Here is a 14,304-nt window from a genome sequence, read left to right on the forward strand (position 1 = left end):
TTTTCATGGTGTTGTCCCTTCCTCTTGCTCTGCACTAACGCTCCGTCATCGCCTTTGTTCGGAAACAACCGGGCTTTTGGCTGCACGTGGCGGTCGGAACCGGATGCTCTGCACGCGAACCGTGACGGTCAATATTTCGGCCGGTGCGAAGTGGCCCATTTGCGCGCGTGTTCGATCGGAACGCGCTCAACGGCCGCGCGAACTTTCTGCGTTGCGGGCAGATTGTCCATGCGTTCCCGCCAGCGGCAGAATGCCGGGAATTTCGGATACATCGACTGCCCTTCGGCGGTGAGGCTGAAGGCGAACGTGCTCGGCAGCAGATAGAAATCCGCAATCGAGAGCTCGCCCCCAAGCAAAAAATCCTTGCCGTGCGCAAGCTGGCGCTCGGCCACCGCAAGCCCGGTCTCGACCTTGGGTAGCGCGTGTGCCACGACCTTCTCGTCGGGGGCAATGCCGAGCTCCGGGAAAACCAGACGCTCATGCGTCACGTGATAGATCATGTAGGGGTAGTAATAGTTGTTAACAGCGCTGATCCACTGGTTCATGTGCGCCCGCGCCTTGATGTCTTTCGGCGTCAGCGACACGCCGCCAAAGGCTTCGTCGACATAAGCGACAATCGCACTCGTCTCGTAGACGGTGAGATCGCCGTGTTTCAGAATTGGGACACGGTTGAACGGGTGCAGCGCCAGGTGATCGGGCTTGCCCATGACCGGTTCAAGGTCGTGGAATTGGTAAGCTACGTCCTTGTGCGTCAGGATCAAGCGGACGATGTTGACAAAACTGCTGCGTGGGAAACCGTAGACGATCGGATCGGACATCCGTTTTCTCCTTTCTGATTTGGTCTCAGCGCCAGAACGGCTTGGAGGCCTCGCGCAGCGCCTGCTCGCGCGTCAAGCCGAGATCGCAAAGCAGATGCGGGTCATCGGCAATCGCGCGAAGCGCGATGCGCTGAAACGGCCGGTCAAGCAAGCTCCACCATACGGGGCGCGGAGCGCCAGGCGACCTTCCTGAGCTGAATTGATGAAGTGGTGTGGCCGGGTCGGCGGCGGGCACCGGCGGGATCGACCGAGATGTATCGGTTAAAAGGACGGACACGACAGGCTCCAAATCGCTTGAAATGCTTCGCTGGAGCTGTTCAATAATAGTGCGGGGCGGTTTCCCGCAAAGCATCGTTTCTCGTGCCTGCCCTAATTTTTCTCATGAAGTTGTGCGATGCGCCCACGCCTGCCGCCGCTCAATGCCCTGAAGGCCTTCGAGGCGGCCGCGCGCCATGAGAGTTTTACGCGCGCGGCCGAAGAGCTTTGCGTCACGCAGGGCGCGGTCAGCCATCAAGTGAAAGCGCTGGAAGCGGAGCTCGCGATAAAGCTGTTTAACCGCGAGCGCCAGCGCCTGATCATCACCGAGGCCGGGCGCGACTATCTCGCTGTCGTGCGCGACGCGCTCGACCGCATCGCCATCGGCACCGAGCGGCTGTTGCAGCGGCAGAATACCGGTGTGCTGACCGTATCAACGTCACCGGACTTTGCCGCGAAATGGCTCGTGCACCGGCTCGGCCACTTTGTTGAGGCGCATAGCGGCATCGACCTGCGCGTCTCCGCCACGCTGCACCACGTCGACTTCGCGCGCGAGGAAGTGGATCTCGCGGTGCGCCATGGCGACGGCAACTGGCCGGGGCTTGACGCGGTGCGGCTGAGCCCGGAGCGGCTATTTGCGGTGTGCAGCCCAAAGCTGTTGTCCGGCAAGCGACGCCTCAACAACCCCGCTGACATCCTGAAATTTCCGCTGATCCATATGGACAGTCGCGCCGACTGGAAGAACTGGCTTCAGGATGCGGGACTTGACGATGCTGCCGCCACGCATGGCCCGGTCCTCAATCGCGCCAGCATGGTGATTGATGCCGCCATCAATGGGCAAGGCATTGCGCTCGCGCGCACCACGCTGGCGGCGTGGGACCTCATCAACGGCCATCTGGCGCGGCCGTTTCCGCAGTCGCTGCCATTGTCGAAGACCTACTGGATCCTCTGCCCGAAGGCGACCGCAAGCCTGCCGAAGATCGTGACGTTTCGCGATTGGTTGCTCTCGGAGGCCGCAAGCGACCTGCGCCGGCTTAGAAAGCTCGGCGGAACCTCTCATCGATTGAAGTGAGGGCCGGCAGGCTTCCAAATACAGGGAACGGTCCTGCGGCCCTCGCGATTGTCGTGGGACGCACCACCCACCATGCATGGAGCCCGATCATTGCTGCAGCTGTACAGGTCGGCGACCTCCGATTGGCGGAGCATCGGCGCCGAAGTGCCACCCGAGGTCATCTGGATCGATCTGCTCGATCCCACGGAGGACGAAAAGCAGTTCGTCGAGCACGCGCTCGACATCCGCGTCCCGTCCGAGCGATCGTTGGGCGAGATCGAGGCGTCGAGCCGACTGATCACCGATCATGACCGGCTCTATCTGAGCTCGCCGGCGGTGCGGCTCGACGACAACAATGAAGCCGAGATCACCAATATCGGCTTCGTGATCGGCCCAAAGGTGCTGGTCACGGTGCGGTTCGCGCAGCTGACCACCTTCGACGACGTCATGAAGCGGATCGGCACCGACAAGAGCCTGCAAAACGGCATGTGCGTGTTCACCGCGCTGCTCGAGGCCATGATCGATCGCGGCGCCGACGTGCTGGAGCATCTCGGCGCCAAGACCGACAGGCTGTCGCGGGGCGTCTTCAAGGGCGGCCTGGTGCGGAGCAAGCGTCCGGTGCGCTCCAGCCGCAGGTTGCGCGAGGCGCTGGAGAACATCGGCGAGCTCGCCGATCGCCTGGCGAAGGCGCGCGACGTGCTGCTCGGCGTCGGCCGGGTCGCGGGCTTCGCCGATGACGTCGGCAATGAATGGATCACGTCGGCATCGAAGCGCCGGCTCGAGGCCGTCACCAAGGACGTCGCCTCGCTCGGCGACTACGAGACCCGGCTGTCGGATAAGATCCAGCTGCTGCTGGACGCCGTGCTCGGCTTCATCAACATCCAGCAGAACGACCTGTTCAAGATCCTGACCATCGTGTCGGTGGTCGGCGTTCCCCCGACCATCCTGGTCGGGGTCTGGGGTATGAATTTCAAGGAAATGCCGGAGCTGAGCTGGACCTTCGGCTATCCCTTGGCCTGGGCCGCGATCATCGCCAGCGGCATCCTGCCGGTGCTCTGGTTCAAGCGGCACGGCTGGTTCGATTAAAACAAGCGAAGTTGAAACGCCGCCGCGTTATCCGCGTTGAGAACCTGCCTGCGCGTCTATAAATCTGAAGCTGCCCCACCCGCCCCTGTGGCGCGGTCATCCCCCACCGAAGAGTTCAGCCTATGCGCCCCCACATCATCTGCCACATGGGCACGTCGATCGACGGCCGGCTTCATCCCAGCCGCTTCACCAAGGCCGCCGCCGGCATCCCGGCCGACGTGCTGCGCGGCCACTACGAACGGATCCATGACGGCTTCGATGCCGATGGATGGATCATCGGCCGCGTCACCATGAACGAGATGGCCAAGGGAGCCGAGCGGCATATCGCCAACCCACTGAGGCTGCCGCGCGAGGCGCATCTCGGCAACCGCAACGGCCGCAAGCTTGCTGTCGGCATCGATCCGTCGGGCCGCGTGCATTTCGGCAAGGACAATGTCGGCGGCGATCACGCCGTCGCGGTGCTCGGCGAACAGGTATCCGATGCGCATCTCGCCGAACTGCGCGAGGACGGTGCGTCCTACATCTTTGCAGGCACCAAGGGCGACGATCTGCCGGGCGCGATGGCGCAGCTGGCGTCGCTGTTCGGCGCCAGGACGCTGCTGCTCGAAGGCGGCGGCGGGATCAACGGCGCCTTCCTCAAGCATGGGCTGATCGACGAATTCAGCACATTGATCTTTCCGGCGGTCGACGGCGTCGCCGGCTCGCAAAGCATCGTCGACTATCACGGCCCCGACGGCGACCGCCCCGGCGCCGGACAATCGCTCCGGCTCACTCATTGCGAGACACTGGAAGGCGGCATGGTCTGGCTGCGTCACGCGGTGGAGCGCGCGCCGGATTAAGCGCGCCTATGGCTTGGGATTCTCCACCCAGCCGGTCCGGCATGCAGCAACGAAAAACGCGACGCCGCGCGCGACATGGGCGTCGATCTCGGGATCGAGCGCCTTCAGGTCGACCTCAAACAGCGCCCGGAGCAGCATCGGCACCGCGATGATGTCGAGGAACATCCGCGCCGTGGTCGGCAGGTGTTCGGGCGCGAAGGCCGGCAGCTTGCCGAGCTGGTCGGATTGCGTCAGGTCGCGCAGCAGGTGAATGCCGAGCTCGGTGCTGAGCGCGCGCGCCCTGCGGTTGACGTTGGCGGCGAGATCCGGGAAGCGGTGCGCTTCCGCGATGGCGAGCCGCATCAGGCCGATCCGGTCGGCATCGAAGCCCCAATGCAACAGGGTCGAGGCAACGCTGGTGAGGCGCTCCTCGATGGTCGCGCCGACCGGCGGATCGGCCTTGAACTCGGCGATGCGTGCTAGGATGTCCCGCGTCACCACTTCCGTGAACAGCGCCCGCTTGTCGCGGAAGCGCGCATAAATCGTCCGCTTGCCGGAGCGCGCGACTTCCGCGATCTCGTCGATGCTCGCGCCCTCGAACCCGCGCTGCAGGAAGACCTGGCGCGCGGCATCGAGAATCCGCGCATCAACCTCGCCGGCGAGTTCCTTCGGCGGCCGGCCGGCGCGCACCTCGACCGGCCTGGTTTTCGGTACGCGCGGCTTCTTCAGGGTGCTGGTGGTCATCGCATCGACCCGGGTTCGATGGGCCGGTCAGGCCGGCAATATTAGGCAATATAGCCTTATCACATCTGGTTGTAAATAGAACGATACAGTTTCGTTTCTATTGACGGCGCACCGCGGCGGGACTATTTGCCGCATAGAACGGAACGGTTCCGTTCCTTTTGCGAAGGCCTTGCAGACCTCGCCTGACAGCAGGAGCCGCCATCATGTTTGAAGACACTGTTTTGGAGCGCGACCAACCGGGGCATGAGGGTATCGAGGGGGCGTCCTCGGCTCCGGCCTCCCATGAGCCTGACCTGCCCGCGGTCACCGCGCGGGCTCCGGCGCAGGAGCATCCCGCGGGCAAGCAGCCCGCCCCGCCGGCAACAATCCCGCCCGAGGTCATCGGCAAGACAACACGGCGCAGCTTTCTCCGCCGCCGTCCGGTCGTCTCCGCGATCGGCGCCGTGCTGCTCGCCGCAGCGATCGGCGGCGGCTATCTCTACATGGACTACAGCGCGCATTTCGAATCCACCGACGACGCCTTCATCGCCGCGCGGCAGTCGGCGCTCGCGCCGAAGATCTCCGGCTACATCACCGCCGTCCCGGTCACCGACAACCAGCATGTCGCGGCCAGCGACGTGATCGCCCGGCTCGACGACCGCGACTATCGCGTCGCGCTGGCGCAGGCCGAGGCGCAGGTCGCGGCCGCGCGCGCCAGCATCGAGAATGTCGATGCGCAGCTCGACGTGCAGCAGGCGCAGATTGCTGCCAACCAGGCGCAGGTCGACCAGGCGCAGGCGGCGCTGGTGTTCGCCCAGCAGCAGGCGACGCGCTACCAGCATCTGGAGCAATCCGGCTACGGCACCGTGCAGAATTCCGAGCAGTTCACCTCGCAGCTGCATCAGCAGCAGGCTGCGCTGTTGAGCGCGCAGGCGACGCTCAACCTCGCGCAGCGCCAGGTCGAGTCGCTGAAGGCGCAGCGCAAGAGCGCGGTCGCCAACCTCGCCCAGGCCGAGGCGCAACGCGACCAGGCCAAGCTCAATCTGTCCTATACGACGGTCACCGCCGCCCAGCCGGGCCGCGTCGTCAGCCTGTCGGCCGCGGTCGGCCAGTTCGCGCAGGCCGGCACCAACCTCACGATGTTCGTGCCCGACCAGACCTGGGTCACCGCGAACTTCAAGGAGATCCAGCTCGACAAGATGCGGCCGGGCGAGAAGGTGACGATGAAGATCGACGCCTATCCCGGACGCACCATCCAGGGCCATGTCGAGAGCGTGCAGCCGGGCTCCGGCACCGCGTTCTCGCTGCTGCCGGCGCAGAACGCCACCGGCAACTACGTCAAGATCGTGCAGCGCGTGCCGGTGAAGATCGTGATGGACAACCCACCGGCCGACGTCGCGCTCGGCCCGGGCATGTCCGTGGTGCCGACGGTGCGGATCAATCCCGCGCCGTCCCTGTTCGAGCGCCTTGAGAAGTCGAGCCTCGGGAGGCTGTGATGAGTGCCGCCGCCATCGACGCCAAAGGCTTTTCGACTCCGAGCGTCACCGTCAATCCCTGGCTGATCGCCATCGTGGTCGCGCTCGCGAGCTTCATGGAGGTGCTCGACACCACCATCGCCAACGTCGCGCTGCCCTATATCGCCGGCGGCATGGGCGTGAGCGAGGACGAGGCCTCCTGGGTGGTCACCACCTATCTGGTGTCCAACGCCATCATCCTGACCGCCTCCGGCTTTCTCGCCCGCACGCTCGGGCGCAAGACCTTCTTCCTGATCTGCCTCGGCATCTTCACGGTCAGCTCGATCCTGTGCGGTTTTGCACCCAATCTGAACGCGCTGCTGCTGTTCCGTGTCCTGCAGGGTCTCGGCGGCGGCGGCATGGTGCCGGTTGCGCAATCGATTCTCGCCGACGCCTTCCCGCCGGCCAAGCGCGGGCAGGCGTTCGCGGTGTTCGGCATTGCCGTCGTGGTGGCGCCGGTGGTCGGGCCGACGCTCGGCGGCTGGCTGTCCGACAACCTCTCCTGGCACTGGTGCTTCCTGATCAACGCGCCGGTCGGCGTGTTCGCGATCGCGCTGATCGCGACCGTGCTGCAGGAGCCCGCGACCGCGAAAGCCAAGGGAGCGCAGCCCCAGGACAACAGGTTCGACTTCATCGGCTTCGGGCTGGTCGCGACCTTCCTCGGCGCGCTCGAGGTAGTGCTCGACCGCGGCCTCGAGGACGACTGGTTCGCCTCGCCCTTCATCATCGCCTTTGCAGCGATTTGCGCCGCGGCGTTCGTGCTGATGATCCCGTGGGAGATGACCCGGCGCAATCCGATGATCGACCTGCGCATGGTCGCAACCCGGCAGTTCGGCGCCTGCTTCCTGGTGATGCTGGCAACCGGCGCCATCCTGCTCGCCACCACGCAATTCTTGCCGCAACTGGTGCAGCAGGATTTCGGCTACACCGCGACCTGGGCCGGCCTCGTGCTCTCGCCCGGCGGCGTCGTCACCATGATGATGATGTTCGCGGTCGGCCGGCTCGCCGCCAGGGTGCAGCCGAAATACCTGATCGTTGCCGGCGCGCTGGTGATCGCCGCCTCGATGTACAGCATGACCAACGTCTACGGCGATCTCGGCTTCTGGTTCATGGCGCGCTCGCGCATGCTGATCGGCGTCGGCCTGCCGCTGATCTTCGTGCCGATCATGGCGGCGTCCTATGACGGCATTCCCGCTGGGAAGACCGACCAGGCCTCCGCGCTGATCAACGCGGCGCGCAACACCGGTGGCTCGATCGGCGTCTCGATCGTGTCCAACGTGCTGACGCATCGCCAGCAATTCCACCAGAGCCGGCTGGTCGAGCAGGTGACGCCGTCGAGCCCGCAATACCAGGACACGCTGCACCAGGTCACCGACTTCTTCGTCGCCCAGGGCAGTTCGCTGGCGCAGGCGCACAGTCAGGCGATCCAGTGGATCGGACAGCAGGTGCAGACCCAGGCCTCGTTCCTGTCCTACATGGATGCGTTCTGGGTCCTGATGCTGATCTCGCTGTCGGCGATCCCGCTGGCGCTGACCTTGCGCAAGGTCAAGCTCGGCGGCCCCGCCCCCATGGGTCATTGATCCCGGCGCGGGCATGGATGCGTTACGGCAGAATGCAAGCGTGGCGCGGCCGCGCTATCGACCGGACAGGTTCGCGCGCCACGCGCGGGCCTTCGCGGTCGTCTCCTCGACGAAACGCGTTTTGCCGTTGCGATAGGCCGCGATGTCCTCTCTCGCGGAGGCAGCAAGGGCCTGCTTGATCTCGGCGTAGGCACGGGACACCTCGGGGTGCGCGCGAAGATAGTCGCGAAACACCAGCAGCGTTTCCCAGCGCGGATTGGATGGCTCCATCACATGCAGATGATGGGTCCACGGCCCCGGAGGACCCTTGCGGAAGAACAACTCGCCAGGCAGCCACGCCGCGTATTCCGGTATGTAGGTGCAACCGAGCGCCTCGATCGGCTCGATGCAGCGCTCCCGTGCCTCCGCGAGGCTGGGGACACCGACCATCAGGTCGATGATCGGCTTCGACGGCAAGCCCGGAACCGCGGTGCTGCCGACATGCTCGACGGCCAGGGCCTGCGAGCCGAGCGCGTGCGCGATCCTCGCGCGCTCCGTCTCGAACATGGCTGGCCAGTTGGGGTCATAGTCCAGGACAACGATTGGCCCGGCGCCGTATTTCTCCATGGCACACCCTGATTACTTGCCGCGAAGTCCCCTTCGCGAGTCAATCAAACCATGATGGGGCTAGGTTCGACCAGAGGCACGCTGCCGGTGGCCGCGCCACCACAGGCCGAAGGCGATCGTGACCGCAGCGGCCAGCGAGAACCAGGTGATGGCGTACTGCATGTGGTCGTCCTTGAGCCGCACCTTGAGCGGTCCGGGCTTCGGCGTGCCGCTGTCGGGCACCGGCGCCTCGAGGTCGATATAGAACGGTGCGACCTGGCCCCAGCCGAGCGCCTGCGCCATCGCGCGATGGTCGCGCACGAACCACAGCCGCTTCGAGATATCTTCCTTCGGCGTCAGCCGGCCCGGTGGCTCGGGAAAGCGGATATAGCCCGTGAGCTCAACCGGCGCGCCGGTGACGAGGCGGCCGACGACGCGGTCCTCGAAGGCACGATCCTGCATCGTGTTCTGGACAAAGCCGGTGTTGATCACGACGGTCTCGCCGCTGGCGAGCTTCGCCGGCAGCAACGCCCAGGTGCCGGGACCCGAAATGTCGTCGCGCACGGCGGAGCCGGAGCTGAACACCATCGCGTCAGGCTGCTTCGCATAGGTCGCGGTCAGGGTCACGCGGCGGAATTCATCCTTGGCGGAGGTCAGCGTCGGCCATGCCGACGGCGGCGGCAGCGCCTCGGTCGGCGCGGCCAGCCGCGCCTCGAGCGCTGCGATCAGCGCGTGCTTCTCGACCCGGCGCTGCAATTGCCAGAAACCGAGGGCGATAAACACCGCGATCAGGATCAACGTGAAAATGCCGAAGCCGGCCGCGCTCGGCCGGCGCGTCGTCACATCATTCATTTCGGGTCGCGCTCGATCAATTGGCCTTCGGCGGCCTTGTGGTGGAATTGCAGCGCGATCAGAAGTGCCTTCATCGATCGTAGCGGCAGGATCGTGGTAACCAGGATCAATGGCAGCCACAGCGCGGCATGCACCCAGAACGGCGGCTGGTACTTCGCCTCGACGATCAGCGCCGCCGCGACCACGATGGCGCCGGCCAGCATGATCACGAAGATCGCCGGCCCGTCGCCGGAATCGATGAAGGCGAAGTCGAGGCCGCAGGCCTGGCAGCGCGGCGCCAGCGTCAGGAAGCCGGAATAGAGCTTGCCCTTGCCGCAGCGCGGGCAGCGGCAGGCGATGCCGCGCAATGCGCTCTCAGTGACGGTCGGCGGGGTATCGGTCATTTGGCTCCTTCCCCTCTCCCCTTGTGGGAGAGGGTGGCGAAATCGAGCGGAGCGAGATGTAGCCGGGTGAGGGGTCTGTCTCCGCGGATGGAGACCCCTCATCCGGCGCGGATTACATCCGCGCCACCTTCTCCCACAAGGGCAGAAGGGAAACAAAAAGGGGCGGCCATTCGGCCGCCCCTTTTTAGCACGTCGGCCGGCAATTAGTGTGCGCCGTGGGCCATCGTCTCGGCGCCATGGCCCCAGACGTAGATGCAGATGAACAGGAACAGCCAGACCACGTCGACGAAGTGCCAGTACCAGGCGGCAAACTCGAAGCCGAGGTGCTGCTTCGGCGTGAAGTGGCCGGCGTAGGCGCGGATCAGGCAGACCAGCAGGAAGATGGTGCCGACCAGCACGTGGAAGCCGTGGAACCCGGTCGCCATGAAGAAGGTCGCGCCATAGACGTTGCCGCCGAACGAGAACGTCGCATGTGCGTACTCATAGGCCTGCACGCAGGTGAAGAGAGCGCCGAGGATAACGGTAAGGATCAGGCCCTGCTTGAGGCCCTGGCGGTCGTTCTCGAGCAGCGCATGGTGCGCCCAGGTGACGGTGGTGCCGGAGGTCAGGAGCAGCAGCGTGTTGAGCAGCGGCAGATGCCAGGGATCGAAGGTCTCGATGCCGTGCGGCGGCCAGGTACCGGGAACGGAGCAGGCGCCCATCGCCGTGCCGGCGCCGCAGCCGAACACCGCATCGCGGGTGGCATGCACCGCGTCAGCCGGGAACAGCGCCGCATTGAAGAAGGCCCAGAACCAGGCGACGAAGAACATCACCTCGGAGGCGATGAACAGGATCATGCCGTAGCGGTGGCTGATCTGCACCACGCGGGTGTGGTCGCCCTTGTACTGGGCTTCCTTGATCACGTCGCCCCACCAGCTCGCCATCGTGTAGAGCACGCCGATGGTGCCGACGCCGAACACGATCGGGGCGGCGGAGAACATGTGGTGCATCCAGCCGATCGCGCCGAACGCCATGATGAAGGCCGAGATCGAGCCGACCACCGGCCATGGGCTCGGGTCGACGAGATGATAGTCGTGATGCTTGACTTGCGCCTCAGCCATTGCCGTCTCTCCATTCGCGTGCCGCAAGGCACGTCTTAAATCTTAAATTCCAAAACTAGCCGCCCTTGCGCTGTTCCGCCTCGCCCGCCGCCACGGGCTTCGGCGCGGCGTCGCGCACGGGGAAGAAGGTGTAGGACAGGGTGATCGTCTTCAGCGTGTCGTTCTCGCTGTCCTTGGCCAGCGCCGGATCGACATAGAACACCACGGCCATCTCGCGCTTTTCGCCCGGCGCCATGGTCTGTTCGGTGAAGCAGAAGCAGTTGATCTTCTGGAAATAGGCGCCGACCGTCAACGGCGCGACATTGTAGGACGCCTGGCCGGTGGTGGTGCGCGCCGACTGGTTGGTGACAGTGTAGTAGACCGTGACCACCTGGCCGATCTTGACGTCGATCGTGTTCTGCTCCGGCTCGAACTTCCAGGGCAGGCCCGGCGCGACGTTGGAATCGAAGCTGACCGAAATAGTGCGCTCGAGCGGCGCATCCGAAGGCACCGAGGTCGCGACCTGGGTGGTGCCGTTGAAGCCGGTGGTGCGGCAGAACCAGTTGTAGAACGGCACGGCTGCGTAGGACGCGCCGACCATCAGCACCACGACGAAGCCGCAGATCGAGGCAACCACGGCGTCGCGCGTCAGCGTGCGGCGCGTGACCTTGGCGCCCTCACCCTGCTGCGGTCCCTGGTTGGCCATCTCACTCACAGCGGCCGCACCAGCACGGCCGGCCCCTTGACGAGGGTGACGGCGAAGAACAGCACGACCAGGATGCCGAGCGCGAGCGCGATGGCGATCGAGCGCTGGCGGCGGCTCTTGAGCTGCGCCTCGGTGAGGACGATGCCTTCTGGTTCGCGTTTCTCGTCCATTGATATCCCATGCGCCCCCATCTCGCCCCCCGGCTCCCTATCCGATGAAGACAGGCGCAATCGCGCGGACCACGACCTCGGCGAGGAGGACGGCAAACAGCGCGAACAGATAGAGGATCGAGAAGGCAAACAGCCGGCGCGTGGCGCGGTTGGCAGCCGTACCCTCGCGGCGGCGATAGACTTCGATGGCCAGCCACAGCATGCCGGCGCCGAGCACCAGCGAGGTGACGCCGTAGATCGCGTCGAAATAGCCGAGCGGCCACGGCGCCAGCGCGATCGCGACCAGCACGATGGTGTAGAGCAGAATCTGCAGCCGGGTCGCGTCGGGACCGGCGACGACCGGCAGCATCGGGATGCCGGCGCGGGCATAGTCGTCGCTGCGGAACAGCGCCAGCGCCCAGAAGTGCGGCGGAGTCCAGAAGAAGATGATCAGGAACAGGAGGATCGGCTCGACCGAGAGCGATCCGGTCGCGGCGGCCCAAGCCACCACCGGCGGCAAGGCACCGGCGGCGCCGCCGATCACGATGTTCTGCGCGGTCCAGCGCTTCAGCCACATCGTGTAGACCACGGCATAGAAGAAGATGGTGAAGGCAAGCAGCGCACCCGCCACCCAGTTGACCAGAATGCCGAGTGTCATCACCGAGAAGAAGGCGAGCGTGATGCCGAACGCGGCCGCCTCGGTCTGCGTGATGCGGCCGCGCGGAATCGGCCGGTTGGCGGTGCGCGTCATCAGCGCGTCGACGTCGCCCTCATAGGCCATGTTGAGCGCGCCGGAGGCGCCGGCGCCAACCGCGATGCACAGGATCGAGGTGAATGCCAGCACCGGATGCACGTGCACCGGCGCGATCATCAGCCCGACCAGCGCGGTGAAGATCACCAGCGACATCACGCGCGGCTTCAACAGCGCGATGTAGTCGCCCACTTCGGCCTCGGAGATCCGGGGCAGCTCGATGGCGTTGTGATCGACAACCGACAAGATCAGGTCTCGCTTCTCTCAAAAGGCGCGGCGCACCCTTAAAGTGCGCCGCGTTGTCGTGGACTTACTGCACGCGGGGCAGCACTTCGAACTGGTGGAATGGCGGCGGCGAGGTCAGCGTCCACTCCAGCGTGGTCGCACCGGCGCCCCACGGATTGTTCGCGGCCTGCTCCTTGCGGACGAAGGCATCGATCACGCCGTAGATGAAGATCAGGACGCCGATGCCGGAGATGTACGAGCCCCAGGAGGAGATCAGGTTCCAGCCGGCGAACGCATCCGGATAGTCGACATAACGGCGCGGCATGCCCGACAGGCCGAGGAAGTGCTGCGGGAAGAACACCAGGTTGACGCCGACGAAGGTAAACCAGAAGTGCGCCTTGGCGATCCGCTCCGAGTACATGTAGCCGAACATCTTCGGGAACCAGTAGTACCAGCCGGCGAAGATGCCGAACACGGCGCCGAGCGACAGCACGTAGTGGAAGTGCGCCACCACGTAGTAGGTGTCCTGCAGCACGCGGTCGACGCCGGCATTGGCCAGCACGACGCCGGTGACGCCGCCGACGGTGAACAGGAAGATGAAGCCGATCGCCCAGATCATCGGCGCCTTGAACTCGATCGAGCCGCCCCACATCGTGGCGATCCACGAGAAGATCTTCACGCCGGTCGGCACCGCGATCACCATCGTGGCGGCGACGAAATAGGCCTGCGTCGCCGAGGACATGCCGACGGTGTACATGTGGTGCGCCCACACCACGAAGCCGATGCCGCCGATCGCCACCATGGCGTAGGCCATGCCGAGATAGCCGAACACGGGCTTGCGCGAGAAGGTGGAGACGATCTGGCTGATCATGCCGAAGGCGGGCAGGATCAGGATGTACACTTCGGGGTGACCGAAGAACCAGAACAGATGCTGGAACAGCACCGGGTCGCCGCCGCCGTCAGCCGCAAAGAAGGTGGTGCCGAAATTGCGGTCGGTCAGCAGCATGGTGATCGCACCGGCGAGCACCGGCAGCGACAGCAGCAGCAGGAACACGGTGACCAGGATCGACCACACGAACAGCGGCATCTTGTGCAGGGTCATGCCCGGCGCGCGCATGTTGAAGATCGTGGTGATGAAGTTGATGGCGCCGAGGATCGACGAGGCACCCGCGAGATGGAGCGAGAGAATCGCGAAATCGACCGCCGGTCCCGGATGGCCCGAGGTCGACAGTGGCGCATACATGGTCCAGCCCGCGCCGACGCCGTTGGCGCCCGGCTCACCCTCGACGAAGGTGGACATCACCAGCAGCGCGAACGAGGCCGGCAGCAGCCAGAACGAGATGTTGTTCATGCGCGGGAACGCCATGTCCGGCGCGCCGATCATCAGTGGCACCATCCAGTTGCCGAAGCCGCCGATCATCGCCGGCATGACCATGAAGAAGATCATGATCAGGCCGTGCGAGGTCACGAACACGTTATAGGTGTGCGTCTCGTGGAATATCTGGACGCCCGGATACATCAACTCGGCACGGATCGCGATCGACATCGCCGCGCCGATGATGCCCGCGATCACCGCAAAGATCAGGTACATCGTACCGATGTCCTTGTGGTTCGTGGAGTAGAGATAACGCCGCCATCCGGTCGGATGGTGGGCGTGATCGTCATGGGCGTGATCGTCGTGTGTCGCTGCGCCTGTCGCCATGTTCAAAATCCTGCCTTGCAGTCCCTC

Annotated in this window: 16 protein-coding genes; 5 read left to right on the top strand and 11 right to left on the bottom strand. The window is 65.0% G+C overall.

Annotated features, from left to right (window positions below):
• Window positions 1–128: 128 nt before the first annotated feature.
• Both J2R76_RS24015 and J2R76_RS40690 read right to left on the bottom strand, forming a co-directional pair.
• Window positions 129–818, bottom strand: a complete 690-nt coding sequence (locus J2R76_RS24015; RefSeq protein ID WP_076832330.1) for a glutathione S-transferase family protein — start codon at window positions 816–818, stop codon at window positions 129–131.
• A gap of 25 nt (window positions 819–843) precedes the next feature.
• Window positions 844–969, bottom strand: a complete 126-nt coding sequence (locus J2R76_RS40690; RefSeq protein WP_256521239.1) for a hypothetical protein — start codon at window positions 967–969, stop codon at window positions 844–846.
• Between the two features lie 243 nt (window positions 970–1,212).
• Between J2R76_RS40690 and J2R76_RS24020 the strand changes: the two genes are divergently transcribed.
• From J2R76_RS24020 to J2R76_RS24030, 3 genes are all read left to right on the top strand, one after another.
• On the top strand, window positions 1,213–2,145 hold the full coding sequence (locus J2R76_RS24020; protein ID WP_076832333.1) for a transcriptional regulator GcvA: 933 nt from the start codon (window positions 1,213–1,215) through the stop codon (window positions 2,143–2,145).
• 90 nt (window positions 2,146–2,235) lie between these two features.
• Window positions 2,236–3,210, top strand: a complete 975-nt coding sequence (locus J2R76_RS24025) for a magnesium transporter CorA family protein (protein WP_076832335.1) — start codon at window positions 2,236–2,238, stop codon at window positions 3,208–3,210.
• A gap of 122 nt (window positions 3,211–3,332) precedes the next feature.
• Entirely contained in the window at window positions 3,333–4,049 is a 717-nt protein-coding gene (locus tag J2R76_RS24030) for a dihydrofolate reductase family protein (RefSeq protein ID WP_063790063.1), read from the top strand.
• Window positions 4,050–4,055: 6 nt separating this feature from the next.
• Here the strand turns inward: J2R76_RS24030 and J2R76_RS24035 are convergent, their stop codons facing one another.
• Entirely contained in the window at window positions 4,056–4,772 is a 717-nt protein-coding gene (locus J2R76_RS24035) for a TetR/AcrR family transcriptional regulator (RefSeq protein WP_076832338.1), read from the bottom strand.
• A gap of 203 nt (window positions 4,773–4,975) precedes the next feature.
• Between J2R76_RS24035 and J2R76_RS24040 the strand changes: the two genes are divergently transcribed.
• Together J2R76_RS24040 and J2R76_RS24045 are read left to right on the top strand one after the other, a co-directional pair.
• Complete coding sequence (locus tag J2R76_RS24040) at window positions 4,976–6,247, top strand: biotin/lipoyl-binding protein (RefSeq protein WP_375166530.1); 1,272 nt, start codon at window positions 4,976–4,978, stop codon at window positions 6,245–6,247.
• Window positions 6,247–7,845, top strand: a complete 1,599-nt coding sequence (locus J2R76_RS24045; RefSeq protein ID WP_253625065.1) for a DHA2 family efflux MFS transporter permease subunit — start codon at window positions 6,247–6,249, stop codon at window positions 7,843–7,845. The genes J2R76_RS24040 and J2R76_RS24045 overlap by 1 nt, the downstream gene beginning before the upstream one ends.
• A 54-nt stretch (window positions 7,846–7,899) precedes the next feature.
• Here the strand turns inward: J2R76_RS24045 and J2R76_RS24050 are convergent, their stop codons facing one another.
• From J2R76_RS24050 to ctaD, 8 genes are all read right to left on the bottom strand, one after another.
• Window positions 7,900–8,451 carry a GrpB family protein gene (locus tag J2R76_RS24050; protein ID WP_253625066.1) on the bottom strand — a complete coding sequence of 184 codons (552 nt, stop codon included), beginning with the start codon at window positions 8,449–8,451 and terminating at the stop codon, window positions 7,900–7,902.
• A 60-nt stretch (window positions 8,452–8,511) separates the two neighbouring features.
• Complete coding sequence (locus J2R76_RS24055; protein ID WP_253625067.1) at window positions 8,512–9,282, bottom strand: SURF1 family protein; 771 nt, start codon at window positions 9,280–9,282, stop codon at window positions 8,512–8,514.
• Window positions 9,279–9,665, bottom strand: coding sequence for a DUF983 domain-containing protein (locus J2R76_RS24060; RefSeq protein WP_253625068.1), 387 nt, complete (start codon window positions 9,663–9,665; stop codon window positions 9,279–9,281). The genes J2R76_RS24055 and J2R76_RS24060 overlap by 4 nt, the downstream gene beginning before the upstream one ends.
• Before the next feature lie 203 nt (window positions 9,666–9,868).
• Window positions 9,869–10,765 (bottom strand): cytochrome c oxidase subunit 3, encoded by an 897-nt coding sequence (locus tag J2R76_RS24065; RefSeq protein ID WP_057016083.1) that lies wholly within the window; start codon window positions 10,763–10,765, stop codon window positions 9,869–9,871.
• 55 nt (window positions 10,766–10,820) lie between these two features.
• Entirely contained in the window at window positions 10,821–11,450 is a 630-nt protein-coding gene (locus J2R76_RS24070) for a cytochrome c oxidase assembly protein (RefSeq protein ID WP_076832349.1), read from the bottom strand.
• A gap of 5 nt (window positions 11,451–11,455) precedes the next feature.
• Window positions 11,456–11,620 (bottom strand): hypothetical protein, encoded by a 165-nt coding sequence (locus tag J2R76_RS24075; RefSeq protein ID WP_028334632.1) that lies wholly within the window; start codon window positions 11,618–11,620, stop codon window positions 11,456–11,458.
• 37 nt (window positions 11,621–11,657) lie between these two features.
• Window positions 11,658–12,596, bottom strand: a complete 939-nt coding sequence (locus J2R76_RS24080) for a heme o synthase (protein WP_028334631.1) — start codon at window positions 12,594–12,596, stop codon at window positions 11,658–11,660.
• Between the two features lie 64 nt (window positions 12,597–12,660).
• Complete coding sequence (gene ctaD, locus J2R76_RS24085; protein WP_057016079.1) at window positions 12,661–14,277, bottom strand: cytochrome c oxidase subunit I; 1,617 nt, start codon at window positions 14,275–14,277, stop codon at window positions 12,661–12,663.
• Between the last annotated feature and the right edge of the window lie 27 nt (window positions 14,278–14,304).

The sequence above is a fragment of the Bradyrhizobium sp. USDA 4532 genome (assembly GCF_024171315.1).
GTDB lineage: Bacteria > Pseudomonadota > Alphaproteobacteria > Rhizobiales > Xanthobacteraceae > Bradyrhizobium > Bradyrhizobium australafricanum.

Excerpts from the sequence above, each read along its gene's own strand:
- J2R76_RS24015 (WP_076832330.1), bottom strand. The coding sequence starts at position 818 with ATGTCCGATCCGATCGTCTACGGTTTCCCACGCAGCAGTTTTGTCAAC.
- J2R76_RS24020 (WP_076832333.1), top strand. The coding sequence starts at position 1,213 with ATGCGCCCACGCCTGCCGCCGCTCAATGCCCTGAAGGCCTTCGAGGCG.
- J2R76_RS24030 (WP_063790063.1), top strand. The coding sequence starts at position 3,333 with ATGCGCCCCCACATCATCTGCCACATGGGCACGTCGATCGACGGCCGG.
- J2R76_RS24035 (WP_076832338.1), bottom strand. The coding sequence starts at position 4,772 with ATGACCACCAGCACCCTGAAGAAGCCGCGCGTACCGAAAACCAGGCCG.
- J2R76_RS24040 (WP_375166530.1), top strand. The coding sequence starts at position 4,976 with ATGTTTGAAGACACTGTTTTGGAGCGCGACCAACCGGGGCATGAGGGT.
- J2R76_RS24045 (WP_253625065.1), top strand. The coding sequence starts at position 6,247 with ATGAGTGCCGCCGCCATCGACGCCAAAGGCTTTTCGACTCCGAGCGTC.
- J2R76_RS24050 (WP_253625066.1), bottom strand. The coding sequence starts at position 8,451 with ATGGAGAAATACGGCGCCGGGCCAATCGTTGTCCTGGACTATGACCCC.
- J2R76_RS24055 (WP_253625067.1), bottom strand. The coding sequence starts at position 9,282 with ATGAATGATGTGACGACGCGCCGGCCGAGCGCGGCCGGCTTCGGCATT.
- J2R76_RS24060 (WP_253625068.1), bottom strand. The coding sequence starts at position 9,665 with ATGACCGATACCCCGCCGACCGTCACTGAGAGCGCATTGCGCGGCATC.
- J2R76_RS24065 (WP_057016083.1), bottom strand. The coding sequence starts at position 10,765 with ATGGCTGAGGCGCAAGTCAAGCATCACGACTATCATCTCGTCGACCCG.
- J2R76_RS24070 (WP_076832349.1), bottom strand. The coding sequence starts at position 11,450 with ATGGCCAACCAGGGACCGCAGCAGGGTGAGGGCGCCAAGGTCACGCGC.
- J2R76_RS24075 (WP_028334632.1), bottom strand. The coding sequence starts at position 11,620 with ATGGACGAGAAACGCGAACCAGAAGGCATCGTCCTCACCGAGGCGCAG.
- ctaD (WP_057016079.1), bottom strand. The coding sequence starts at position 14,277 with ATGGCGACAGGCGCAGCGACACACGACGATCACGCCCATGACGATCAC.